At 68.7% G+C, this 23111-nt stretch carries 24 protein-coding genes; 14 read left to right on the top strand and 10 right to left on the bottom strand.

Features of this window, described 5'->3' with window-relative positions; all coding sequences use genetic code 11:
* Positions 1-148: 148 nt before the first annotated feature.
* Entirely contained in the window at positions 149-1831 is a 1683-nt protein-coding gene (locus DKG74_RS11740) for an AmpG family muropeptide MFS transporter (RefSeq protein WP_109905958.1), read from the bottom strand.
* A gap of 17 nt (positions 1832-1848) precedes the next feature.
* Positions 1849-2520 carry a hypothetical protein gene (locus tag DKG74_RS11735; protein WP_109905956.1) on the bottom strand — a complete coding sequence of 224 codons (672 nt, stop codon included), beginning with the start codon at positions 2518-2520 and terminating at the stop codon, positions 1849-1851.
* Positions 2521-2712: 192 nt separating this feature from the next.
* Here DKG74_RS11735 and DKG74_RS11730 point away from each other — a divergent pair, with 192 nt between their 5' ends.
* The 4 genes from DKG74_RS11730 (at position 2713) to DKG74_RS11715 (ending at position 7131) form a co-directional block, all read left to right on the top strand.
* The gene (locus DKG74_RS11730) at positions 2713-3570 is read left to right on the top strand and encodes an inositol monophosphatase family protein (protein WP_109905954.1); all 858 of its coding nucleotides are present in this window, start codon (positions 2713-2715) and stop codon (positions 3568-3570) included.
* A gap of 102 nt (positions 3571-3672) precedes the next feature.
* Positions 3673-4926, top strand: a complete 1254-nt coding sequence (locus DKG74_RS22425) for an OmpA family protein (RefSeq protein WP_133251573.1) — start codon at positions 3673-3675, stop codon at positions 4924-4926.
* A gap of 46 nt (positions 4927-4972) precedes the next feature.
* Entirely contained in the window at positions 4973-6097 is a 1125-nt protein-coding gene (locus DKG74_RS11720) for a flagellar motor protein MotA (RefSeq protein WP_109905950.1), read from the top strand.
* Positions 6097-7131: a peptidoglycan -binding protein gene (locus DKG74_RS11715; protein WP_109905948.1), complete on the top strand. Its 1035-nt coding sequence runs from the start codon at positions 6097-6099 to the stop codon at positions 7129-7131. The genes DKG74_RS11720 and DKG74_RS11715 overlap by 1 nt, the downstream gene beginning before the upstream one ends.
* Positions 7132-7254: 123 nt before the next feature.
* Here DKG74_RS11715 and hemW read toward each other — a convergent pair whose 3' ends face one another.
* The 7 genes from hemW to DKG74_RS11680 form a co-directional block, all read right to left on the bottom strand.
* Positions 7255-8433 carry a radical SAM family heme chaperone HemW gene (hemW, locus tag DKG74_RS11710; RefSeq protein WP_243404106.1) on the bottom strand — a complete coding sequence of 393 codons (1179 nt, stop codon included), beginning with the start codon at positions 8431-8433 and terminating at the stop codon, positions 7255-7257.
* A gap of 95 nt (positions 8434-8528) precedes the next feature.
* Positions 8529-9131: an RdgB/HAM1 family non-canonical purine NTP pyrophosphatase gene (gene rdgB, locus DKG74_RS11705; RefSeq protein WP_109905944.1), complete on the bottom strand. Its 603-nt coding sequence runs from the start codon at positions 9129-9131 to the stop codon at positions 8529-8531.
* Positions 9131-9850, bottom strand: a complete 720-nt coding sequence (gene rph, locus DKG74_RS11700) for a ribonuclease PH (protein ID WP_109905942.1) — start codon at positions 9848-9850, stop codon at positions 9131-9133. The genes rdgB and rph overlap by 1 nt, the downstream gene beginning before the upstream one ends.
* Positions 9851-9914: 64 nt before the next feature.
* The gene (locus DKG74_RS11695; RefSeq protein WP_109905940.1) at positions 9915-10856 is read right to left on the bottom strand and encodes a TAXI family TRAP transporter solute-binding subunit; all 942 of its coding nucleotides are present in this window, start codon (positions 10854-10856) and stop codon (positions 9915-9917) included.
* 189 nt (positions 10857-11045) lie between these two features.
* Complete coding sequence (locus DKG74_RS22515; RefSeq protein WP_207779334.1) at positions 11046-11279, bottom strand: type II toxin-antitoxin system RelE/ParE family toxin; 234 nt, start codon at positions 11277-11279, stop codon at positions 11046-11048.
* A 55-nt stretch (positions 11280-11334) separates the two neighbouring features.
* Positions 11335-11571 carry a CopG family ribbon-helix-helix protein gene (locus tag DKG74_RS11685; RefSeq protein WP_109906294.1) on the bottom strand — a complete coding sequence of 79 codons (237 nt, stop codon included), beginning with the start codon at positions 11569-11571 and terminating at the stop codon, positions 11335-11337.
* A 94-nt stretch (positions 11572-11665) separates the two neighbouring features.
* The gene (locus DKG74_RS11680) at positions 11666-11872 is read right to left on the bottom strand and encodes a hypothetical protein (RefSeq protein WP_109905938.1); all 207 of its coding nucleotides are present in this window, start codon (positions 11870-11872) and stop codon (positions 11666-11668) included.
* A gap of 162 nt (positions 11873-12034) precedes the next feature.
* On the opposite strand from DKG74_RS11680, the gene hrcA reads away from it, so the two are divergent.
* The 5 genes from hrcA (at position 12035) to DKG74_RS11655 (ending at position 17740) form a co-directional block, all read left to right on the top strand.
* The gene (gene hrcA / locus DKG74_RS11675) at positions 12035-13069 is read left to right on the top strand and encodes a heat-inducible transcriptional repressor HrcA (RefSeq protein WP_109905936.1); all 1035 of its coding nucleotides are present in this window, start codon (positions 12035-12037) and stop codon (positions 13067-13069) included.
* Positions 13070-13088: 19 nt separating this feature from the next.
* On the top strand, positions 13089-13661 hold the full coding sequence (grpE, locus tag DKG74_RS11670; protein WP_109905934.1) for a nucleotide exchange factor GrpE: 573 nt from the start codon (positions 13089-13091) through the stop codon (positions 13659-13661).
* A gap of 153 nt (positions 13662-13814) precedes the next feature.
* Positions 13815-14252 (top strand): DUF2946 family protein, encoded by a 438-nt coding sequence (locus DKG74_RS11665; RefSeq protein ID WP_109905932.1) that lies wholly within the window; start codon positions 13815-13817, stop codon positions 14250-14252.
* Between the two features lie 66 nt (positions 14253-14318).
* Positions 14319-15671: a PepSY-associated TM helix domain-containing protein gene (locus DKG74_RS11660; RefSeq protein WP_109905930.1), complete on the top strand. Its 1353-nt coding sequence runs from the start codon at positions 14319-14321 to the stop codon at positions 15669-15671.
* An 11-nt stretch (positions 15672-15682) separates the two neighbouring features.
* Positions 15683-17740: a TonB-dependent receptor family protein gene (locus DKG74_RS11655; protein ID WP_109905928.1), complete on the top strand. Its 2058-nt coding sequence runs from the start codon at positions 15683-15685 to the stop codon at positions 17738-17740.
* Here DKG74_RS11655 and DKG74_RS11650 read toward each other — a convergent pair.
* Positions 17730-18098 carry a hypothetical protein gene (locus tag DKG74_RS11650; protein ID WP_109905926.1) on the bottom strand — a complete coding sequence of 123 codons (369 nt, stop codon included), beginning with the start codon at positions 18096-18098 and terminating at the stop codon, positions 17730-17732. The two genes, DKG74_RS11655 and DKG74_RS11650, sit on opposite strands and share 11 nt — an antisense overlap.
* A 256-nt stretch (positions 18099-18354) precedes the next feature.
* On the opposite strand from DKG74_RS11650, the gene dnaK reads away from it, so the two are divergent.
* From dnaK to DKG74_RS11625, 5 genes are all read left to right on the top strand, one after another.
* The gene (gene dnaK, locus DKG74_RS11645) at positions 18355-20280 is read left to right on the top strand and encodes a molecular chaperone DnaK (protein WP_109905924.1); all 1926 of its coding nucleotides are present in this window, start codon (positions 18355-18357) and stop codon (positions 20278-20280) included.
* A gap of 83 nt (positions 20281-20363) precedes the next feature.
* Entirely contained in the window at positions 20364-21506 is a 1143-nt protein-coding gene (gene dnaJ / locus DKG74_RS11640; protein WP_109905922.1) for a molecular chaperone DnaJ, read from the top strand.
* 126 nt (positions 21507-21632) lie between these two features.
* The gene (gene dapB, locus DKG74_RS11635; protein ID WP_109905920.1) at positions 21633-22436 is read left to right on the top strand and encodes a 4-hydroxy-tetrahydrodipicolinate reductase; all 804 of its coding nucleotides are present in this window, start codon (positions 21633-21635) and stop codon (positions 22434-22436) included.
* A 62-nt stretch (positions 22437-22498) separates the two neighbouring features.
* A complete protein-coding gene (locus tag DKG74_RS11630; protein ID WP_109905918.1) occupies positions 22499-22750 on the top strand; it encodes a BrnT family toxin in 252 nt (83 codons plus the stop codon).
* Positions 22747-23061 (top strand): BrnA antitoxin family protein, encoded by a 315-nt coding sequence (locus DKG74_RS11625; RefSeq protein ID WP_109905916.1) that lies wholly within the window; start codon positions 22747-22749, stop codon positions 23059-23061. Before DKG74_RS11630 ends, DKG74_RS11625 begins: the two co-directional genes overlap by 4 nt.
* Positions 23062-23111: the final 50 nt, after the last annotated feature.

The following is a 23111-nucleotide window of genomic DNA, read 5'->3' as shown; positions in this document are numbered from 1 at the left end:
TCATCCTGCTTCATGCGCGGGCCGGCGGTCAGACGGGGTTGTCCCCTGTTCCCTGAGTGCCGGCGTTACGCCCCCTCCGCTACGGTGGCTCCCTGGCTGGAGCGACACCGTGACAGTTGATCACATTAGACCCGCGAGACCCGCCTGGTCAAACCGGCTTGCCATCCCCGGTTACCGGCGCCTCCGTCCGTCGCCCCTGCCGGGCCGTCACGGCAAGGCAGAGAACCACGGCGAAAAGGCCAATCACCACTGAATACAGAAAGAATGTGACATATCCAGCACCGAGCCCCGTCGGCGAAGCCCCCAATTTGGCAGCACCATCGACGAAAGCGCCCGGTGGCAGCCCATCCATCAGGGGCAGCAGCGCGGCGGCGAAGCCCCCGGCATCGGCGGAATGGGCCGCGCCCTCGACGATGCGGCCGGACTGCGAGGCGATCAGCTTGCCCGGCAGGGCATAGAGCGAGGAAAACAGCGCATATTGGGTCGCGGTAAAGCCGGCCGAGGTCAGGCCGGACATATAGGCGATCAGGCACGTCCCGGCATAGCCGGAAGCGAGATTGTCGAGGCCGATGGCGGCGAACAGCACCTCGATCTGCGGGCCCGACAGGGCGAGCACGGCATAGACGAGGTTGGACAGCGGCCCGGCGAAGGCCCCGATCACCAGCGCACGAAGCACGCCGAGCCGCGCCACCGCCCAGCCGCCGAGGAAGACCCCGGCCATGGTCATCACCATGCCGAAGACCTTGCGCACCTCGGCGACCTCGATCTTGGAAAAGCCGAGATCGAGATAGAAGGGGTTCATGATGTTGAGCACGAAATCCGACAGGCGGTAGACGCAGATCAGGGCGAGGATCGGCCCCGCCAACCCGCCGAATTCGCGAAAGAACACCCGCAAGGGCTCGCCGAAGGCCGAGGCGAGCGCCCGCCCCGGCGCGCTGTCGAGCCCGGGCAGCGGCCGGCAGGCAAGGACGATCAGGCCAAGGCCGAGCACCACGGCGCCGAACTGCAGCCAGACCGCCGCTGCCCCGCCGCTCCACAGCGGCGCGAGGCCGAAGGCATCGGGGCTGAAGGTCAGCAGCGTCAGGGTGAAGGCATTGCCGGAGAGGCCGGCGCCGACGATCAGCGCCGCCGCCAGCAGCAGCAGCCCGCGCAAGGCCCATTCGCCGAGGGCGGCAGGCGCCAGATGCTCCCCCCCGCGCCCGGCAGGCGATGGGGCCGGGCGCGACGCCTCGGCCGGGGCGAGCAGCACGCCGGCCATGCCGAGCAGCATCAGGCTGCCCATGGCGGCATAGGAGAAATTCCAGTTCACCGTCTCGGCCAGCGCCAGCGAGGCACCCCCGGCGACGAGGCCGGCGATGCGGTAGCCCCACTGATAGGCGGCGGCCATCGCCCCCTGCTTCGAGTCGGGCGCCGCCTCGATGCGCCAGGCGTCGATGACGATATCCTGCGTCGCCCCGGCAAAGCCGACGAAGACGGCGAAGGCCGCGGTCAGGGCGAGATCGCCGCCCGCCTGCCGCCCGGCGATCAGGCCAAGGCCCACGACGATGGCGAGCTGCGCCGCCAGCATCCAGCTGCGCCGATGGCCGAGCCGGGCGCCGAGCAGCGGCAGATTCACCCGGTCGACCAGCGGCGCCCACAGGAATTTGGCCGAATAGGCAAGGGTGGCGAGGCTGAAGAAGCCGATCACCGAGAGCGAGACGCCCTCGTCCCGCAGCCAGGCGGACAAGGTGTCGAAGACGAGGAGATTGGGCAGGCCGGCGGAAAAGCCGAGCAGCAGCATGACGAACACGCGCCGCTCGCCATAAACCGCAAGTCCGCCTGCGCGTGCCATGTTCAACCCCGCCCGAATCAGAACTCCTCCATCCTTGCGCGATCGAGCCGTTCTTGCGAGGCCTCGTCGATACCCGGGCGCGGCCGGTTGGCCCAGCCATAGCGCAGCAGAAGGACGAGCACGGCGCCGATCGCCCCGAGGGACAGCGCGCCGCTCACCCCCGTCGGGCCTCCCAGCATGAAATAGAGCGCGCAGAGCAGCACCACGGCGGCACCGGCGACGCCCATCTGCACCGCGAAGGCGAGCCGACTCAGGCCCGTGGCCAGACGCACCGCCGGATTGGCCTGCGTGACCCTGTCGGTCAGGGCGCGGACGAAGCGCCAGAACGCCGGACCGCGATCCTCGAAATCGGCGAGGCCCTTGTAGCTGGTGGAGAAGATCACGACCCGGGTGCGCGCCGGACCGTCGAGCGCGCAGCTCCAGCGGTCGGGATCGACCCGGGTCGGATCGAAGCGCAGCCGGATCGCGCGAATGTCGCGGAAGCGCACGGTCGCCGGCCAGCGGTCCAGCAGGCGCTGGTGCAGGAAGGGCGCCAGCAGCCGCAGGGCGAAGCCGATGGCGCGCCGTGTCGCCGGGCGGGCGCCATCGCTCCCCTCGGTCATGACCAGGTCGTCGCCGGTCAGGCTCCAGTGCCGGGTCGGCTCGAGAATGCCGCTGCGGCTGCTGTGGCGGGGATGATCCTCGGCCATGATTGGTTTCGCTCCCGGTCTTCGGCGCCAGTCTGGCGCCGGGGCGGGCGGGCGACAAGCGGCCCTGCGCCGCGCACATGGCCATGGGTTTGACCGCGCCGCCCGGTCCTGATAGGTTCCGACCCCATCGCGCCGCCGGGACTCCCGCCCGGCCCTGCCCGCGCCGCTCCTTTTCTTGTCCGAGGTTCCCCGATGGCGTTCCGTTCGCCGCTCATCAACGTCATGGCGTCCGCCGCCACCAAGGCCGCCCGCGGCCTGAAGCGCGATTTCGGCGAAGTCGAGAACCTGCAGGTATCGAAGAAGGGACCGTCGGATTTCGTCAGTGTCGCCGACCAGAAGGCCGAGGACGTGCTCTTCGCCGAGTTGTCGCGCGTGCGGCCGGAATTCGGTTTCCTGATGGAAGAGCGCGGCATCGTCGAGGGCAGCGACAAGTCCCACCGCTGGATCGTCGATCCGCTGGACGGCACCACCAATTTCCTGCACGGCCTGCCCCAGTTCGCCATTTCGATCGGTGTCGAGCGCGACGGCGATGTCATCGCCGGGGTGATCTACAACCCGATCACCGATGAAATGTATTGGGCGGAAAAGGGTAACGGCGCCTATTGCAACGACCGCCGTCTGCGCGTCGCCGCGCGGAAAGACCTGAAGGAATGCGTGATCGCCACCGGCGTCCCGTTCCACGGCAAGGGTGACCATCTGCGTTTCCTGAAGGAACTCGGTCTCGTGATGCGGGAAGTCGCGGGCATCCGCCGCTTCGGCGCCGCCTCGCTCGACCTCGCCTTCGTCGCCTCGGGCCGGTTCGACGGCTTCTGGGAAACCGATCTGCAACCGTGGGACATCGCGGCGGGTATCATCCTGGTGCGCGAGGCCGGCGGTTTCGTCACCGACCAGCGCGGTGCCAAGAAAGTGCTGAACGCGCCCGAGATCGTCGCCGGCAACGAGATCGTCCACGAGAAGCTGCGCCGTCTGATCGAGCGGGCCGGCCTGCCACCCAAGCGGGCAAAAAAGCCAGCGGAGCCCGCCCCGGCTGCGGAAGGCGAAGGCGCCTGAGGCACTTCGCCCGGGCCGATGCATCGCGGCGCACCATTTCGCCGGTTTCGCGACTCGCCGCTTCCTGATAAGAGAGCAAGGCAACAGGGGAGTGCAAGGGGTATGAGGGTAACCGCCGGGGCACGCGCGTGTGTCTGGTCCGCGAGGTCCAGCGTATCGCTTTTCGCCCTCGTCGCGGCTCTTGCCTCCATCGGTCTGTCAGCGCCGGCCCGTGCCGGCGGCAATGACGATGCCCCCCCGACCCGCCTCGTGGTCACCCCGCGCGACAGCGACGCGGTGCAGTCCCGCCATCGCCCCCGCCGGCCCGATCCGCTCGACGGCCTGCAGTACGAGACCATCGTCATCGGCGGCGGCTCGAGCAGCGGCGTCAGCGTCGACATGTCCGTGCTCGACGACCTGATTGGCGGCGGTACGCCGCGGCGTCCGGCCCCCGCGCCGGCCCGCCCGCGCCGGCCCGCCGTGGCCGCGCCCGTCCTGACCCGCCCGGCCCCGGTGGAAGCCGAAGCGCCCGCGCCCGAGGCCCCCGTCGCCGAAGCCCCGGCCGAGACCGAGGTCGCGGTGGCGCCGCCCGCACCTCCGCCGCCCCCACCTCCTCCGCCTGTGGTGGAAGAGCCGGTAGCCGCGCCGGAGCCTGCCCCGGAACCGGTGGTCGAGCCGCCGGCACCGCCTCCTCCGCCTCCGCCTCCGCCCCCGCCTCCGCCCCCACCCCCACCGCCGCGTCCGGTGGTCGACGCCGCGAAGCCGCGCGTGATCGCCATGACCGAGCTGGGCTCGCGTCTCGACGAAATGGCACCGGCGACGGTGGCACCGACCGTGCCGCCGGCTCCGCCGCCGCCACCGCCGCCACCGCCTCCGCCTCCGCCGCCACCACCGCCACCACCGCCTCCGGCGCCCGAACCGGCGCCCAGGACGGATGCCGGCCGGCCGGCCGATCTGGCCGCGGCCTTGCCGCCGGAGCCGGCCGCCCCGGCACCGGTCCCGGCCCCCACCCCGACGGTGGCGACTCCGGCCCCGGCACGCCCGGGCAACGGTGGCCTGCCCGCCGTGGCCAAGGCCGTGGGCAGCATTCCCTTCGGCACCAGCAGCGATGCGCTGGACGATGCCGCCAGATCCGCGCTCGACGGCGTCGTGGCCCAGCTGCAGGCGCCCGATGGCCGCATCCTGCTGCGCGGCTTCGCCAGCGGCACCAATGACACCGCGACGGGCGCGCGGCGGCTGGCCCGCCAGCGTGTGCTGGCCGTGCGCACCTATCTGATCGAACACGGGGTAACCGCGAGCCGGATCGACATGCGGGCGGTCGGCATGGCCGACGACGCGCCGGTGGCCGACGGGGTCGATATCGCCATCATGCCCTGATCGCATCGGTGGTTGGCCGAGCCCGGCTTAACAGGGACGAGGACCGATGAAGCCTGATCGCTATCTGTTGCGCATGACGCTGTTCCTGCTGGCGATCGCCGCCCTGGTGGTCGTGCTGCTGGGCCGGGCGGTCAGTTTCTTCATGACCAATGTGCCGCTGAACACGGTGATCATCTCGGTCCTCGTGCTCGGCATCGTCTACCTGCTGCGGCAGGTTCTGCTGCTGCGGCCCGAGAGCCAATGGTTCGACCGGCTGGTGAACCAGGACCCCAATCTGGCCACGGCGCCGCCGCCCGACCTGCTCGGCCCGATCGCCGCGACCATGACGGAAAAGCGCAGCATCCGCTGGCAGCTCGGCCCGACCGCGACCCGCGCGCTGGTCGACGGCCTCGCCGCGCGGCTGGACGAGAAGCGGGAAATCGGCCGCTACCTCGTCTCGGTGCTGATCTTCCTTGGCCTGCTCGGCACGTTCTGGGGCCTGCTGTCCACGGTGTCGGCCATTGGCGATGCCATCCGCAACCTGAACATCGCGGGCGGCGGCGACTTCACCGCCATGTTCGGCGAACTGAAGCGCGGGCTGGAGGCGCCGTTGCAGGGCATGGGCACCTCTTTCTCGTCCTCGCTCTTTGGTCTGTCGGGCTCGCTGATCCTCGGCTTTCTCGAGCTTCAGGCCGGGCAGGCGCAGGGCCGCTTCCTCGGTGAAGTCGAGGATTATCTGACCGCCAACACCCGCCTCGGCGGCACCGGCATGGAAGGCGAGACCGGGGGCGGCGTGCCGGCCTATGTCTCGGCCCTGCTCGAGACCACGGCGGAAAGCCTCGACCGGCTGCAGCGGACCATGGCCCACGCCGAGGAGAACCGGGCGACCGCCAACGACGCCCTGCTGAACCTGACCGAGCGGCTGGCGACCCTCGCGACCCAGATGCGGGCCGAGCAGGAATTGATGGTGCGCATCGCCGAGGCGCAGATGGAACTGAAGCCGGCCCTGTCGCGCATCGCCCAGATGCAGGGCACCACCGCGCTCGACGATGCCAGCCGGGCGCATCTGCGCAATATCGACGCCGGCATCACCCGCGTCGCCGAAGGCCAGCGCGCCGGGCTCGACGAGGTGGCGGCGCAGGTGAAGATCCTGACCCGCACCATCGCGGCGATCGACGCGGGCGAGCGCTGATGGCCTCGCGCAGCCGCCGTTTCCGCGACCGGGGCGGGCCGGACATCTGGCCCGGCTTCGTCGACGCGCTGACCACGCTGCTGCTGGCGATCAGCTTCCTTCTGTCGGTCTTCATGCTGGCGCAATTCTTCCTCGGTCAGGCGCTGTCGGGCCGGGACGAGGCGCTGGCCCGGCTGAACAGCCAGATCGCCGATCTGACCGATCTCCTCGCGCTGGAGCGTCAGGCCAATGCCGAATTGCGCCTGTCGGTCTCCAGCCTGTCGTCCGGGGTCGAGAGCGCGACGAAGGAGCGGGACCAGCTGCGCGACCAGCTCGCCGCCCAGGGCGAGAAGGCGGGCGGACTGGAAAGCCAGGCCGCCCAGCTTTCCGCCGAACTCGATCGCGAGAAGGCGCTGAGCGCCGATGCCCAGGCCCAGGTCGACCTCCTGAACCGGCAGATCGCCGAGCTTCGCCAGCAGCTCACCGAAATCGCCGCCCTGCTCGACCAGTCCGACGTGAAGGACCGGGAATCCCAGGCCGTCATCGCCGATCTCGGCCGGCGGCTGAACCTCGCCCTCGCCAGCAAGGTCGAGGAGCTGGCCCGCTACCGTTCCGAATTCTTCGGCCGCCTGCGCGCGGTGCTGGGCGAGCGGCAGGATGTCCGCATCGTCGGCGACCGTTTCGTGTTCCAGTCGGAAGTGCTCTTCGCCTCCGGCTCGGCCGAGATCGGCCCGGGCGGGCAGGAGACGCTGGCCCGTTTCGCCGCCACCCTGAAGGACATCATGGCGCAGATCCCGACCGATCTGCCGTGGATCCTGCGCGTCGATGGCCATACGGATGTGACGCCCATCCTGAATTCGCCGCTCTATCCGTCGAACTGGGAGCTGTCGACCGCGCGCGCCGTCGCCGTCGCCAAATTCCTGATCGCGCAGGGCATTCCGCCGGAGCGCGTGGCGGCCGCGGGCTTCGGCGAGTTCCAGCCGCTCGAATCCGCGGGCACGCCGGAAGCCCTCGCCCGCAACCGCCGGATCGAGTTGAAGCTGACCGAACGCTAGGCGCGAGCCCCCTGATCCTTCGTCGTCATCCCGGCGCAGGCCGGGATCTTTTCCCACGAAGGGCGCCCCTCTCGTCCCAAGGCTCCGGCCTTCGCCGGAGCGACGAGACGTTCGGACGTTGCCTCAGGCCAGCAATTCGCCGAGCAGGGTGTTCAGTACCGCGCGGCCCCGTGCCGTCGCGGTCAGGGTGCCGTTCTCGAGGGTCAGGAACCCGCCGGCGATCAGCCGCTCCAGCCGGCGCGGCGCGATCAGCGTGTGGAACGGCGCGCCGCCGATCCGCTCCAGCCGGGCGACGGGCACGCCTTCGGTCAGGCGCAGGCCCATCATCGCCGCCTCGTCCAGCCGGGTCGCGGCGTCGAGTTCATGCTGCGTTTCCGTGCCGTCGCCCGCGGTCCGCACATGGTCGAGCCAGGTTTCCGGCTTGCGAAAGGCGGCGGTGGCGAGGGCGGTGCCATCCGCCCGCGACAGCCGGCCATGGGCGCCGGGGCCGATGCCGGCATAATCGCCATAGCGCCAGTAGGTCAGATTGTGCCGGCTCTCCTCGCCCGGGCGGGCATGGTTCGAGACCTCATAGGCCGGCAGGCCCGCCGCTGTCAGCGCCTCTTGCGTCGCTTCGTAGAGCGAGTCCTGCACCTCCTCGTCGGGCAGGGCCCAGTCGCCCCGGCGCACCGCCGCGTGGAAGGCCGTGCCTTCCTCGATCGTCAGCTGATAGACCGAGAGGTGATCGGGCCCGAAGGCCAGCGCCTGGCCGAGTTCGGCCAGCCAGCCTTCCACCGTCTGCCCCGGCCGGGCATAGATCAGGTCGAAGGAGACCCGGGGGAAAGTCCGCCGCGCCACCTCGACCGCCGCCAGCGCCTCCGCCGCCGAATGCTGGCGGCCGAGGAAGCGAAGATCGCCCTCCGCCAGCGACTGCACGCCGAGGCTGGCGCGATTGACCCCGGCGGCGGCGAAATCGCGGAGTTTACCCGCCTCGACCGAGGTTGGATTGGCTTCCAGCGTGATTTCGATATCGGGGGCGAAGCGCCATGCCCTCGCCGCCGCGCCGATCACGGCTTCGACGGTCGCCGGCGCCATCAGCGAGGGCGTGCCGCCGCCGAAGAAGATCGAGGTGAGGGTCTTGCCGGGCGTTTGCCGCGCGACCCGCCCGACCTCGGCGACCAGCGCCGCCGCCCAGGTCTCGTGCTCGACGGCTTCCCGCACATGGCTGTTGAAGTCGCAGTAAGGGCATTTCGACTTGCAGAACGGCCAATGGACATAGAGCGCCAGGGCGGCGGGATCGCCCGCCCCCACCTCACCCCCCACCCTCTCCCCCCGCAAGCGGGCGGAGAGGGAGCCATCGTCCCCCTCTCCGCCCTTCAGGGGGGAGAGGGCCGGGGTGAGGTGGGCGGGGCCGGATGTCACCGGGTCAGGCTCGCGACCAGCTTGGCGAAGGCGATGGCGCGGTGGCTGATCGCGTGTTTCGCCGCCGCCTCAATCTCGCCGAAGGTCTCGGTCATGCCGTCGGCCTGGAACACGGGATCGTAGCCGAAGCCATTCGAGCCGCGCGGCGGCCAGACCAGCGTGCCATGCACTTCACCGACAAAGGTGGTGCAGGTGCCGTCCGGCAGGCTAAGGGCGAGGGCGCAGGTGAACCAGGCGCGGCGGGCATCGGGCGTTACCGCGCCCTTGTCCTGCAGCAGGGCTTCGATCTTGGCCATGGCCTGGGCGAAATCCTTGTCCGGCCCGGCCCAGCGCGCCGAATAGATGCCGGGATCGCCACCCAGCGCCGCGACCGACAGGCCCGAATCGTCGGCAAGGGCCGGCAGGCCCGAGGCGAGGGCGGCGGCCTTCGCCTTCAACTCCGCATTGCCGGTGAATGTCGCCTCCGTCTCCTCCGGCTCGGGCAGGCCGAGGCTGGCGGCCGAGACGGGTTCGATCCCGAAGGGGGCGAGGAGTTCGGCGATTTCCCGCACCTTGCCCTTGTTGTGGCTGGCGACCACCAGCTTGCCGGCGAGCCTCATCAGAACAGGCCGAGCGCCTGGCGCTGATAGGTGACGAGGCGGGTGATGCCGTTCTGGGCCAGGGCGAAGAGATTGGCGAATTCCTCGGGCGAGAAGGGCGCCGCTTCGGCCGTGCCCTGAATCTCGATGATCTGGCCGGTGCCGGTCAGGACGAAATTGGCATCCGCCTCCGCCCCCGAATCCTCGGAATAATCGAGATCGAGCAGCGCCTTGCCGCCGACGATACCGCAGGAGACGGCGGCGACCTCGGTCCGGATCGGGTTTTCCTTCAGCGTGCCCTTGTTCATCAGGAATTCGATCGCCTGATAAAGCGCGACGTAAGACCCGGTGACCGAGGCGGTGCGGGTGCCGCCGTCGGCCTGAATGACGTCGCAGTCGATCTTGATCGACACTTCGCCCAGCTTGTTCAGGTCGATGGCGGCGCGCAAGGCCCGGCCGATCAGGCGCTGGATTTCCTGGGTGCGGCCCGACTGCTTGCCCTTCGCGGCCTCGCGGTCGTTCCGGCTGTGGGTGGAGCGGGGCAACATGCCGTATTCGGCGGTGACCCAGCCCCGGCCCTGACCGCGCAGCCAGGACGGCACGCGCTCCTCGACCGAGGCGGTGCACAGCACATGGGTATCGCCGAAGCGCACGAAGCACGAGCCTTCGGCATGTTTCGAGAAGCCGGGCTCGAGGCTGATCGGCCGCAACTGGTCGGCCTGACGGCCCTGTGCGCGCATGGGATTTTTCCTGCTGAAGATGTCCGGCCGCCCTTTTAGCCTCTCGGCACGCCGCTTGCACCTCTCACTTGATCAGGCCGGCCTTGCGATAGAAAGCCTCGGCCCCCGGATGGAGCGGCACGGTCAGCCCGTCGAGCGCGCCCTCGAGCCGGATCGACCGCCCCTGCGGGTGCCCGGCGTCGAGGATCGACCGTGCCCGCGTCGACCACAGGGCGGCGGTGATCGCCTCGATCACCTCGTCCGGCTGGCCGGCATCGGTCAGCCACAGGGTGCGCACGGCGAGGGTCTCCACCCCCTTCATGCCGGGATAGGCCTCGTCCGGGATCGTCTCGCGGGCGAAGCCTTCCCCCGCGGTCAGGGGCACGAGGGCGAACGCCCCCGGCTGCGCGGCCGCCAGTTTCGCGATCGCCGGCGCCGGCCAGCCGCCGACGAAGAAGAAACCGTCGAGGCCGCCGCTGGCGGTCAGCTGCGCGGCGAGGTCGGCCTTGTAATATTCGGCGGTGAAGTCCCGCTCGCTCAGGCCTGCCGCGCTCAGGATCAGCCGGACATCGGCCAGCGTGCCCGAGCCCGGCTCGTCGACCGAGACATGCTTGCCGGCGAGATCGGCGAGAGCATGGATACCGGCGCCCTTCCGCACCAGCAGGTGCACCGCCTCGGGGTAAAGCGCGGCGATGGCCCGAAGGCCCGGCCGCGCCCCCTTGGCCTCGAACACTCCGGTGCCCTCGAAAGCCCAGGCCGCGACATCGGCCTGGACGAGACCCGACTGCGCCCCGCCGCCCGCGATCGCCTCGACATTGGCGACGGAGCCATTCGACGCCACGGCCGAGACCACTAGCCCCGGCGGCGCGCTCACCGCCTCGGCCAGCGCCCGACCGACCGGAAAATAGGTGCCCGCCTCCCCCGCCGTCGCGATCGAGAAATACCGGCTCCCCTCCGCCCGCGCGGACCCGACTCCGAGGCCCAGCGCCAACCCAATCGCCGCGACCAGACCGATCATTCCCCTCATGGCCGATCCCCCGTTTCCCCAAGCGATGCTTGCAGGGGATCGGTGGCGGATCAATAGGACGTGGGCGGGCACCTGATCTGGGGGCGCCATATCGAGTTAATTAGGTATGGCGTCCCGTTAATACGCCGTTAATTACGTGGCCGGCCGCCCTTTTAACCTCTCGGCGCGCCGCTTGCACCCCTCACTTGATCAGAGCGCTTCGGGGGGCCAGCGCCGCGCACCGTGAAACACGGCGAGAATATCGATGGCGTCAGGCCCAATCGAATAGACCGCGACATAGGGCGTCCTCGGAATCACCAATTCTCGGGTATCAGCGACACGGCCAGCCCTCCCGAGATGCGGATGCTCGGACAACCGGCTACGGTTTCGAGGATCGAAGTCACGAGCCGGCTTGCTGCCACTGGATTGTCCCTGGCGATCCATTCCCCTATTTCGACGAGGTGCAGACGAGCCGGAGTGGTCCAGCGGACGCGCATGATCAGCGTGGCGCAAATCTGCGCGCAATCGCCGCCATCTCCTCGTCGGAAGCAAAATCGCCGCGACGCGCCGCGGCCAGGCCGTCCTTGATACGCTCCACCTGCCAGGCATTGACGGTCAGGTAATCAGCGATCGCCTGTTCGACCAGCCACTGGCGCGGCCGGCCGGTCTGGTCGGTCAGCCGGTCGAGGGCGGCGGCGGTTTCATCGTCGAGACGGATGGTCAGGGCTTTGGGCATTCCGTGTCCCCGGTCGGCCTGAAATTCGATCAAGCCCGATTCTAGCACTCTGGATTTCCATACCAAATCGAAGAAACCGCCAGGCAGCTCCCCCTCAATGCCGGGCGGCGAGTTCCGCCTTCAACTTCGCGATTTCCCTCGCCTGCGCCGCCACGGTTTCGCGGAGGGCCGCGATGGTGCGGTCGGCGTCGGCGAGGACGGGGGTGGGTCTGGCGGGGCCGGCGGCGCGCAGGATGGGCGAGAGGGCGGCGGCGGTTTCGCGGTTGGCCCGGTCGCGGGCGAGGACGTCCCAGTAGGTCATGGTCTGACTCCGTCTGTTCGTCTTGGGGACGGGTAGTGAACGCCCATGGGCCCGGCGAGTCCAGCCCCCCTTGCCCGATGCCCCGTGTTGCGGCGCACCGATTGACGGCCCCTGCCCCGCTTTCTAAAGTGCGGGGCGCCAGCACCATGTCGGGAAACGGGAATGATCCAGGAGCTGAACGAGCGTTCACGCCAGATCTTCCGCACCATCGTCGAGTCCTATCTCGAGACGGGCGAGCCCGTCGGCTCGCGCACCCTCGCCCAGCGCCTCGGCATCGCGCTGTCGCCGGCCTCGATCCGCAACGTGATGCAGGACCTCGAACATGCCGGCCTGCTCTATTCGCCCCATGCCTCGGCCGGGCGGATGCCGACGCAGGCCGGGCTGCGCATCTTCGTCGACAGTTTCCTCGAACTCGGCAATCTGACCGAGGACGAGCGCCGCTCGATCGAGGCTTATGGCGCCGCCGCCGGCAAATCGGTCGAGGAGTTGCTGACCGAGGCGACAAAGCAATTGTCCGGCCTGTCGCAATGCGCCGGCCTCGTCGTCGCGCCGAAAACGGACAAGGCGCTGTCCCATGTCGAATTCGTCTATCTTGGCCCCGGGCGGGCGCTGGCCGTCCTCGTCTCGGAAGACGGCTCGGTCGAGAACCGCATCGTCGAGGTGCCGGCGGGCCTGACCCCCAGCGCGCTGCAGGAAGCCTCGAACTACATGTCCGCCCGCCTCGGCGGCCGCACCATGGCCGAGGGGCGCAGCCGCATCCTGCGCGAAATCGACGAGCGCCGGGCCGAACTCGACCTGCTCGCCGCCAAGGTGGTCGAGGCCGGCCTCGCCACCTGGGCGGGGGACGAGGAGCGCAACATGCTGATCGTCTCGGGCCGGGCACGGCTGCTGGACGATCTCACCGCCCTTGCGGATCTCGAGCGGGTGCGGCAATTGTTCGACGATCTTGAATCCAAGCGCGACGTGCTCCAACTGATGGAACTGGCGCAGGACGCCGATGGGGTGCGCATCTTCATCGGCTCGGAGAACAAGCTGTTCAGCCTGTCCGGCTCGTCCCTCATCGTCGCGCCCTTCCGGCGCAAGGACGAGCGGATCGTCGGCATGATCGGCGTGATCGCGCCAACGAGAGTGAATTACGGGCGCGTCGTCCCCATGGTGGATTACACCGCGAGGATGATCGGCCGCCTGATGACTTGATTTGTATCGTGGACCAGACATGACGACCGAGACCGAAAACATCGACCCGACCCCGACCGACGCTCAAGGCCAGGCCGAGCCCCCCGCCGGCCCCACGGTCGAGAGCCTGCAGGCCGAAGTCGCCGACCTGAAGGACAAGCTGCTGCGCGCCTTCGCCGAGGCGGAGAACATCCGCCGCCGGGGTGAGCGCGAGCGCGAGGACACGGCGAAATATGCCGTGACCAAATTCGCCCGCGACCTGACCTCGGTCGCCGACAACCTGCGCCGCGCCATCGAGGCGGTGCCCGCCGAGGCCCGCAGCGGCGATGAGGCGGTGGCCAATCTGCTGGCCGGCGTCGAAATGACCGAGCGCGAGCTTTTGTCCGCCTTCGAGAAGGCCTCCATCACCCGCATCGCCCCGGCCCTGGGCGAGAAGGCGGACCCGAACAAGCACGAAGTCCTGTTCGAGATCCCGGGCACCGGCCAGCCGGGCGGCGCCATCATCCAGGTGGTGCAGACTGGCTATCAGATCCACGACCGCCTGCTGCGCGCGGCCAAGGTCGGCGTCGCCAAGGCCGAGGCCCCGGCCGCCGCGGTCGACCAGACGGCGTAAGCCGCCCCCTTCCCGGCGCGGGGCCCGCCGCGCCGGGATATCTGCGCCGCTGGCGATCTACTGGCGGCTGCGGCAATCTGTTCATTGTCCACCTCTTTTATTGCTTCTAGAAAGCATTCAGGGGAGACGATGGGCAGACGCAAGTTTTCACAAATGCGCGCAGGACAATCGCGCCGGCACCATGCCGGCGGGATCGCGGCCGCCTGTCTTGCCCTGCTGATCCAGATCCTGTTGCCCGCGCTTCATGGCGTGGCCATGGCGCGGCAGGCCCGGCCCCCCGCGGGCGGGGAGATGACGGTCGTCATCTGCACGCTCTATGGCTATCAGGTGGTGCCGCTGTCGAAACTGGTCGGCGGCAACACCGGCAAGTCCGAGGATCGCACGCCCCCCGCCGGCCAGGTCTCGCGCATTTGCGCCCTGTGTCAGGCCATTATCCAGGCCGACCTCGCGCCGCCACCGGGCATCGACCTGCCGGCGCCGCTGCCGGCGGCGGTCGCCGTCGCCCCCTGGGGCCATGTCGCCGGGCGCGTCCTGCCCGCCGATCCGCGCGCCATCCCGCAACCCCGCGCGCCCCCCGCCCTTCACGCCTGACCCCGACCGAAATTCCGTCGAGCCGACCCCGTCCGGGGCCCGGCGCCGTCATGCCGTGGAGAAACCATGTCCCAAGCCCTTGCCGGGACGGACGCGGGCGATGCCGCCCGCCGCCGTGCCCATGTCTATCGCGCCGTCTGGCGCTGGCATTTCTATGCCGGCCTGTTCTCGCTGCCCTTCCTGATCCTGCTGGCGGTCACGGGCGGCCTCTATCTGTTCAAGGACGAGATCGACCTTGCCCGCCATGCCGATCTGCTGAGCGTTTCCCCGTCGGAGGCGCCGAAACCCTGGTCCGACCTCGTCGCCACCGCGCTGTCGGCACAGCCGGGCCGGGCGGCGAAGCTGGTCCTGCCGGCGACCCCCAGCCGCAGCCTGGAAGTCCAGATCGACGATGCCGAAAGGGCTCGCCAGTCGGTCTATGTCGATCCGGGCCGCGGCGCGGTGCTGGGCGCGCTCCCGACCGACGGGAAGCTGATGCAGGTCGTGCGCAAGCTGCACAGCCTCGCCTTCTTCGGCGACATTCCGAACCGCGCGATCGAGATCGTCGGCGGCTGGACCATCGTTCTGGTCGTCACCGGCATCTATCTGTGGTGGCCGCGCGGCGGACAGGCCCTGCGCATCCGCGGCACGCCGGGTGGTCGCCTGTTCTGGCGCGATCTCCATGCCGTCACCGGTCTGTTCGCCGGCGGCTTCATCCTGTTCCTGGCCGTGACCGGAATGCCCTGGAGCGGCATCTTCGGCGACCTGCTGAACCGGGGGGTCAGCGCGGCCGGTCAGGGCTATCCGCTCTATCTCTGGGATGCGACGCCCACCTCCACCGTGCCGCTGGGCGCGGACGGGCCGGTGGCCTGGACGCTGGAGCAATCGCCGGTTCCCGTTTCCACCCCCGTGCCGGCCGCGCGCCCCATCGGCATCGACCGGGCCGTCGCCATCGCCGGGGCGGCCGGCATCGCGCCGGGCTTCACCCTGGTCCTGCCGAAGGGGGCCGAAGGTGTCTATACCGCGACCGTCTTTCCCGACGACATCACCCTGCAGCGAGCAATCCACATCGACCAATATTCGGGCGCGATCCTCGCCGATGTCGGCTTCGCGGACTATGGCCTCGGCGCCAGGGCGATCGAATTCGGCACCAATGTCCATGTCGGCCAGGAATTCGGCCCGCTGAACCAGATGCTGATGCTGCTCGCCTGCGTCGCCATCGTCGGCCTTTCCGTCTCCGCCCTTGTCATGTGGTGGAAACGGCGGCCGGCCGGCGGTCTCGCGGTGCCGCCGCTGCCCGCGCCCCGCGCCCTCGCGGGGGTCACGGCGATCGTGTTCGCCCTCGCCCTGATCTTTCCCCTGACCGCGGCCAGCCTCGTCGTCGTCGCTCTCCTCGACACCCTGTTCCACCTGCCGGCGCTGCGCGCCCGGGCGGCCTGAAAGCTCCTGCCATGAAGACCATCGTTTCCACCCTCGCCCTGCTGCTCGCGGCCGGCCCCGCCCTCGCCGGGGAGATCAGCGCCCTGCCGACGGTCACCATCAATGCCGAGAGTTTCTCGCTGACCGCGCCGGACACGGCGGCGGCGACCGAAGCCCTGACGCGGACGCCGGGGGCCGTCGCCGTCATCCCGGCGGAGGCTTACGCCGATACCGCGTCGGCCACCCTGAAGGATATTTTCGACTATACGCCCGGCGTGTTCGTGCAGCCGAAATGGGGCGGCGACGCCCGCTTCTCGATCCGGGGCAGCGGATTGTCGCGCAATTTCCACCTGCGCGGCATTCAGCTGTTCCAGGACGGCGTGCCCATGATCTTCGCCGACGGCAGCGGCGACGCGCAGGAGATCGACCCGACCGCCTACGATCATGTCGAGGTGTGGAAGGGCGGCAATGGCCTCGCCTTCGGCGCCAACTCGACGGGGGGCGCGATCAATTTCGTCACCCCGACCGGCCATGGCGCCAGCCCGCTGTCGGGGCGCGCCACTCTTGGCAGCTACGGTTTCCGCCAGCTCCAGCTCGCCAGCGGCAAGGTCAGCGGACCCGTCGATGCCCATGTCACCGGCTCCTGGGTGAAGGACGACGGTTTCCGCGACCATTCGGAAGGTGAGGCTTTCCGCGGCTCGGCCAATCTCGGCTGGCGCATCGCCGACAATGTGGAAACCCGCTTCTATGTGAATGCTTCCGACATCGACCAGCGCATCCCGGGCGCGGTCACCCGCGATGCCGCCCTGAACGACCCGAAGACGGCGGCCAACGTCAACGCGACCACCGGCAATCTGGCCCAGGATCACCAGCGCAACATCGTGTCGCTTCGCTTCAGCAACAAGACCACCGTCGTTCTTGACGAAACGACGCTGGAATTCGGTGCCTATGGCTCGGAAAAGCGGCTGATTCACCCGATCTATCAGTATCTCGACTACAAATACCGGGATCAGGGCCTGTTCGGCCGGGTGCAGGACGACCGCAAGCTGTTCGGCCATGACAACCTCTTCACCCTCGGCGCCACCTTCGCCGACGGGCGCCTGGATTCGGCCAATTACGCCAATCTGCCGGGCGCGGAACGGGGCAGCCTGATCCAGAAGGCGACGGACCGGGCGGAAACCGGCAACCTCTATGCCGAAAATGCCTTCGATCTTGTGCCTGGCGTCGCCTTCGTCGTGGGCGGGCAATACGTCTGGATGTCCCGAGACCGGCAGGCCATCGTCAACACCACCGCCGGCCGGATCGAGAAGGACGCCTTCAACCCCAAGATCGGCCTCCTGTGGGACGCTGCCGCCGACTGGCAGGTCTTCGCCAATGTCACCAAGGCGACGGAAATGCCGAGCTTCGGCGAGCTGAACTTCGCCCGGGCGGCATTGTCCGACACCAGGCCGCAGAAGGCGCTGACCTATGAGATCGGCACCAGAGGCGGCACGGCCGATCATCATTGGGATGTCACGCTCTATCATTCGCGGCTGCGCGGCGAATTCCTGTTCGAGGATCTGGGCGGTGGCCTCGTCGCCGTCTCCAATGCCGACAGGACCATCCATCAGGGCATCGAGGCCGGCTTCGGCGTCACCCTGGCGAAGGGCCTGTTCGCGGAAGCGGCGGAAGATCGTCTGGTGCTGAACGGCGCCTATACGTTCAGCGACTTCCGTTTCGACGGCGACGCCCGCTTCGGCGACAACGATCTGCCGGGCGCGCCCCGCCACTTCCTCCGCGCCGAAGTCCTCTACGAGACCGCGGCCGGCGTCTCCTTCGGCCCCAATGTCGAATGGGTGCCGCGGGGCTATTACGTCGACAACGCGAATTCGGACCCGGCGAAGACCGAGGCCTATGCCCTGCTCGGCTTCAACGCCGGCTGGCAGGCGGCCGAGGGTCTGAATCTGTTCCTCGAAGGCCGCAACCTGCTGGACGAACAGTATATCGCCAGCGCCAGCACGGCGATCGCCATCGCGGCGGGCGCAACCCCCTCGCTCTACGAGCCGGGCCCGGGCCGCAGCCTCTTCGTCGGGACGACCTTCAACTTCTGACCGCGCGAGGACTCCCGCCGTCATTGTCGCGGGCGAAGCGAAGCGCGGCGGCGGCGAGTTCGCCATGAAGCTCGAGGGCGGCGATCCCGCCCTCGAGCGCGATCCATTCCCGCATCGGACTGCGGCCATAGGGCTGGAACGGGTGGGCGCGCCCTGCCTCGATGGCGGCCGACGCCACGTCCTGCGGCACGCGGAGCGCGATTTCGGCCCCGAAGACGCAGAGCGCCATACGCCGCCCGCGATAGACCGACGGGCAACCGAACATGCGGCCCCGGCGCACCTCGGGATCGAGGGCCGCGGCATGGGCGAAAACGGCCTCGAACAGGGCCGTGTCGTGCTGTGCCGCCTTTGCCGCCATCCTTGCCGATGCCTCCGCCGATGCCTCGCCAGCCTGCGCCCGCTGCGGGGTCCGGGACAAGGACTGCGTCGCTGACGTTTTTTTCATCAGGCGGCCCCTGGAAGCCTTCTCCGCCCGTTGCGGCCCAAAAATTCCCGCCCTATATAAGCCTCAGCGCGAATGGGGGCTTTCCCGGCCCCCGTCGCCCGTTCCCGGAAATCAGGGGGCTTCGCCGGTGCCATTCGGGCCGCCGGAGCCTGCCGAAAAGGAGAGAGTCATGGGTAAGGTTATCGGTATCGACCTTGGCACCACCAATTCCTGCGTCGCCATCATGGACGGCGCCAAGCCGAAGGTGCTGGAAAACGCCGAAGGCGCCCGCACCACCCCGTCCATGGTTGGTTTCTCGGGCGATGGCGAGCGTCTGGTCGGCCAGGCCGCTAAGCGCCAGGCCGTCACCAATCCCGAAGGCACGCTGTTCGCGATCAAGCGCCTGATCGGCCGCTCCTTCGCCGACCCGATGACCCAGAAGGACAAGGGCATGGTGCCCTACAACATCGTCAAGGCGGACAATGGCGACGCCTGGGTCGATATTCGCGGCACCAAGTACAGCCCCAGCCAGGTTTCCGCCTTCATTCTGCAGAAGATGAAGGAAACCGCCGAATCCTTCCTGGGCGAGACCGTCACCCAGGCCGTGATCACGGTCCCCGCCTATTTCAACGACGCCCAGCGCCAGGCGACCAAGGACGCCGGCAAGATCGCCGGCCTCGAGGTGCTGCGCATCATCAACGAGCCGACGGCGGCGGCCCTCGCCTATGGCCTCGACAAGCAGGACGGCAAGGTCATCGCGGTCTATGACCTCGGCGGCGGCACCTTCGACGTTTCGGTGCTCGAGATCGGCGACGGCGTGTTCGAGGTGAAGTCGACCAACGGCGACACCTTCCTCGGCGGCGAGGACTTCGACATGCGCCTCGTCGACTATCTGGCCGACGAATTCAAGCGCGAGAACGGCGGCATTGATCTTCGCAAGGACAAGCTCGCCCTGCAGCGCCTGAAGGAAGCCGCGGAAAAGGCCAAGATCGAGCTGTCGTCGTCGATGCAGACCGAGGTGAACCTGCCGTTCATCACGGCCGATGCGACCGGCCCGAAGCACCTGACCCTGCGCCTGACCCGCGCCAAGTTCGAAAGCCTCGTGGACGATCTCGTCCAGCGCACGATCGAGCCCTGCCAGAAGGCCCTGAAGGACGCCGGTCTGTCGGCCGGCCAGATCGACGAGGTCGTTCTCGTCGGCGGCATGACCCGGATGCCGAAGATCCAGGAAATCGTGAAGTCCTTCTTCGGCAAGGAACCCCACAAGGGCGTGAACCCGGACGAAGTGGTGGCCATGGGCGCCGCCATCCAGGCCGGCGTGCTGCAGGGCGACGTCCGTGACGTTCTGCTGCTCGACGTCTCGCCGCTGTCGCTCGGCATCGAGACCCTGGGCGGCGTCTTCACCCGCCTGATCGAGCGCAACACGACGATCCCGACCAAGAAGAGCCAGGTTTTCTCCACCGCCGACGACAATCAGAACGCGGTGACGATCCGGGTCTTCCAGGGCGAGCGCGAGATGGCGGCGGACAACAAGCTGCTCGGCCAGTTCGACCTGATGGGCATTCCGCCGGCGCCGCGCGGCGTGCCGCAGATCGAGGTGACCTTCGACATCGACGCCAACGGCATCGTCCAGGTCTCGGCCAAGGACAAGGGCACGGGCAAGGAACAGCAGATCCGCATCCAGGCTTCGGGCGGCCTCTCGGACGCCGACATCGAGAAGATGGTGAAGGACGCGGAAGCGCACGCGGCCGAAGACAAGAAGCGGAAGGAAGTGGTCGAGGCGAAGAACCACGCCGAAGGCCTGATCCATTCGACCGAGCGGAACCTGAGCGAACACGCCGACAAGATCACCGCTGACGACAAGGCGGCGATCGACAGCGCGATCGCCGAGCTGCGCACCGCCCTCGAGGGCGGCGACGCGGACGCGATCAAGGCCAAGACCGAAGCTCTCACCAATGCGGCGATGAAGGTCGGCGAGGCCATCTACAAGGCGGAAGCGGAAAAGGCTCAGGGCGCGGCGGGTGCCGGCGCCTCGGCCGGTGCGGCCCCGGGCGGCGAAGACGTGGTCGACGCCGACTTCGAGGAAGTGGACGACAAGAAGAAGTCGTCCAACTGATCCGCTGCACACCGACAGGACGTGGCGTGCCGGCCGTTGCCCGATAAGGGGACGGCCGGCACGGCCGGTTAAGGGAGTCCGCCATGGCGAAGGCCGATTATTACGAACTTCTGGGCGTCGCGCGCGAGGCCTCGGCCGACGACATCAAGAAGGCATTCCGCAAGGCCGCGATGAAGTGGCACCCGGACAAGAACCCGGGCAACGCGGAAGCCGAACAGAAGTTCAAGGAATTGAACGAAGCCTATTCCGTCCTCTCCGACGAGGAGAAGCGCGCGGCCTATAACCGTTACGGCCATGCCGCCTTCGAGGGCGGCGGCGGCGGTCCGGGCGGCGGCGCGGGCGGCTTCGGCTTCAGCTCGTCCTTCGCCGATGTCTTCGACGACCTGTTCGGCGAATTCATGGGCCGGGGCGGCCAGCGCGGCAATCCGAACGGCGCCACGCGCGGCTCGGACCTGCGCTACAACATGGAAATCAGCCTTGAGGACGCCTTCAAGGGCAAGAAGTCCCAGATCAAGGTTCCGACCACCATCGCCTGCGAAGTCTGCGACGGCTCGGGTGCGGCGGCCGGCTCCAAGCCGAGCACCTGCCCGACCTGCCAGGGCGCCGGCAAGGTGCGCGCGGCGCAAGGCTTCTTCACCGTCGAGCGGACCTGCCCGACCTGCCAGGGCGCCGGCCGCATCATCAAGGATCCCTGCAAGGCCTGCGGCGGTCACGGCCGCACCGCCAAGGACAAGACCCTGTCGGTCAATATCCCGCAGGGCGTCGAGGACGGCACCCGCATCCGTCTCGCCAGCGAGGGCGAGGCGGGCCTGCGCGGCGGGCCGCCGGGCGACCTCTATATCTTCCTGACCGTCTCGCCCCATGCCCTGTTCCGGCGCGACGGCACCAATCTGTTCTGCCGCGTGCCCATCCCCATGGTGACCGCGGCGCTTGGCGGCAGCATCGAGGTGCCGACCATCGACGGTGCCCGCGCCAAGGTCGCGATCCCGGCCGGCACCCAGACCGGGCGCCAGTTCCGCCTGAAGGGCAAGGGAATGCCCACCCTGCGCGGCGGCGCCTTCGGCGACCTCTACATCAACGCCGTGGTCGAGACGCCGATGAACCTGACGGCCAAGCAGAAAGAGCTGCTGAAAGAGTTCGAAAAGGCCGGCGGCAAGGGCACCAGCCCCGAATCCGAGGGTTTCTTCGCCAAGGTGAAGGAACTCTGGAACGACCTGACCGAATAGCCGCCGCCCAGCCTGTATCGTCACCCCGGCGAAAGCCGGGGTCTCGGGGCGGAAAAGCACCGAAGCCAACACCCGCGAGATCCCGGCCTGCGCCGGGATGACGCTCTGTAGGGGAGCCCTAACGCCATGACCACCATCGGCATCCTCGGCTGCGGCGGCCGCATGGGGCGCAGCCTGATCAACGCCGGCCTCGCCGCCGGGGCCACCATCGCCGGCGGCACCGAGCGCCCGGGGGCCGAGCTGATCGGCACCGATCTTGGCACGCTGGTCGGCAAGGCGCCGCTCGGTGTCGTCGTGACCGACGATGCCGCCGCGCTCTTCGCCGTCTCGGACGTCGTCATCGACTTCACCGCGCCCGTCGCCGCGCCCAGCCACGCCACCCTGGCCGCCCGGACGGGCAAGGCCCTCGTCATCGGCACCACCGGCCTGTCCGCCGACCAGCAGGCGGCCATTGTCGCCGCCGCGGGCCATGCCCCCGTCGTGCAGGCGGCTAATTTCAGCCTCGGCGTCAATCTGCTTTCGGCCCTCACCCGCAAGGTCGCCGCCATCCTCGGGCCGGAGGAATGGGATATCGAAATCGTCGAGATGCACCACCGCCACAAGGTCGACGCCCCCTCGGGCACCGCCCTTGCCCTGGGCAAGGCGGCGGCGGCCGGGCGCAATGTCGCGCTGGACGCGGTGTCGGACCGGGTGCGCGACGGCCATACCGGCGCCCGGGTGAAGGGCCACATCGGCTTCGCGACGTTACGCGGCGGCGATGTCGTCGGCGAACATTCGGTCCTCTTCGCCGCCGACGGCGAGCGCGTGGAGCTGACCCACAAGGCGACCGACCGCGGCATCTTCTCGCGCGGCGCCATCCACGCCGCCCTCTGGGCCGCCGGCAAGCCCGCCGGCCTCTACGACATGGCGGACGTTCTCGACCTCGGCTGACGGGGAATTATCGTTACAACGAAAATTGTGGCGCGAGCCCTTTTTCGTTGTTACGTTAATTCATGCGCATCACTTGGGACGAGCCGAAGCGGCAACTGAATCTCGCCAAGCACGGTTTCGACTTCGTCGATCTGGCCGATGGCTCGTTCTTCGAGACCGCCGTCATCACACCCTCGGTCCAGGGCCGGTTCAAGGCCATCGGCATTTTGCGCGATGGCACGATCGCCGTCATTTTCGCCCGTCTCGGCACGCAAGGGATTGCCGTGATCAGTATGCGCCCCGCCAACCGCAAGGAACGGAGTCTGCTGCCATGACCGCCAGGAAGAAACTCCTGACCAGCTTCGAGCCCGGCCACGGCTTCACCAGGGAAGACTGGGACGAGGTCGAGGCCGTTGAAGCGTCCTTCACCGACGAGGACCTGAAAGCCGCCCGGCCCTTCGCCGAAGTCTTCCCCGATCTGGCCGAGAGCCTGCGCCGCAACCGGGGCCGGCCGAAGTCGGACAGTCCCAAGGTCTCGACCACCATCCGCCTGTCGCAAGCCGTGCTCGACCATTTCAAGGCCGGTGGGCCGGGCTGGCAGACCCGCATCGACGAGGCGCTGAAGAAAGCCGCTGGAATCGAATGATATTTCGTACCCACGATAACCCCTTGCGCGACATGAAATCGTGGATACAT

This window comes from Zavarzinia aquatilis (assembly GCF_003173035.1).
In the GTDB taxonomy this organism is placed as follows: Bacteria; Pseudomonadota; Alphaproteobacteria; order Zavarziniales; family Zavarziniaceae; genus Zavarzinia; species Zavarzinia aquatilis.
This window is presented reverse-complemented; position numbering and strand designations above follow the sequence as displayed.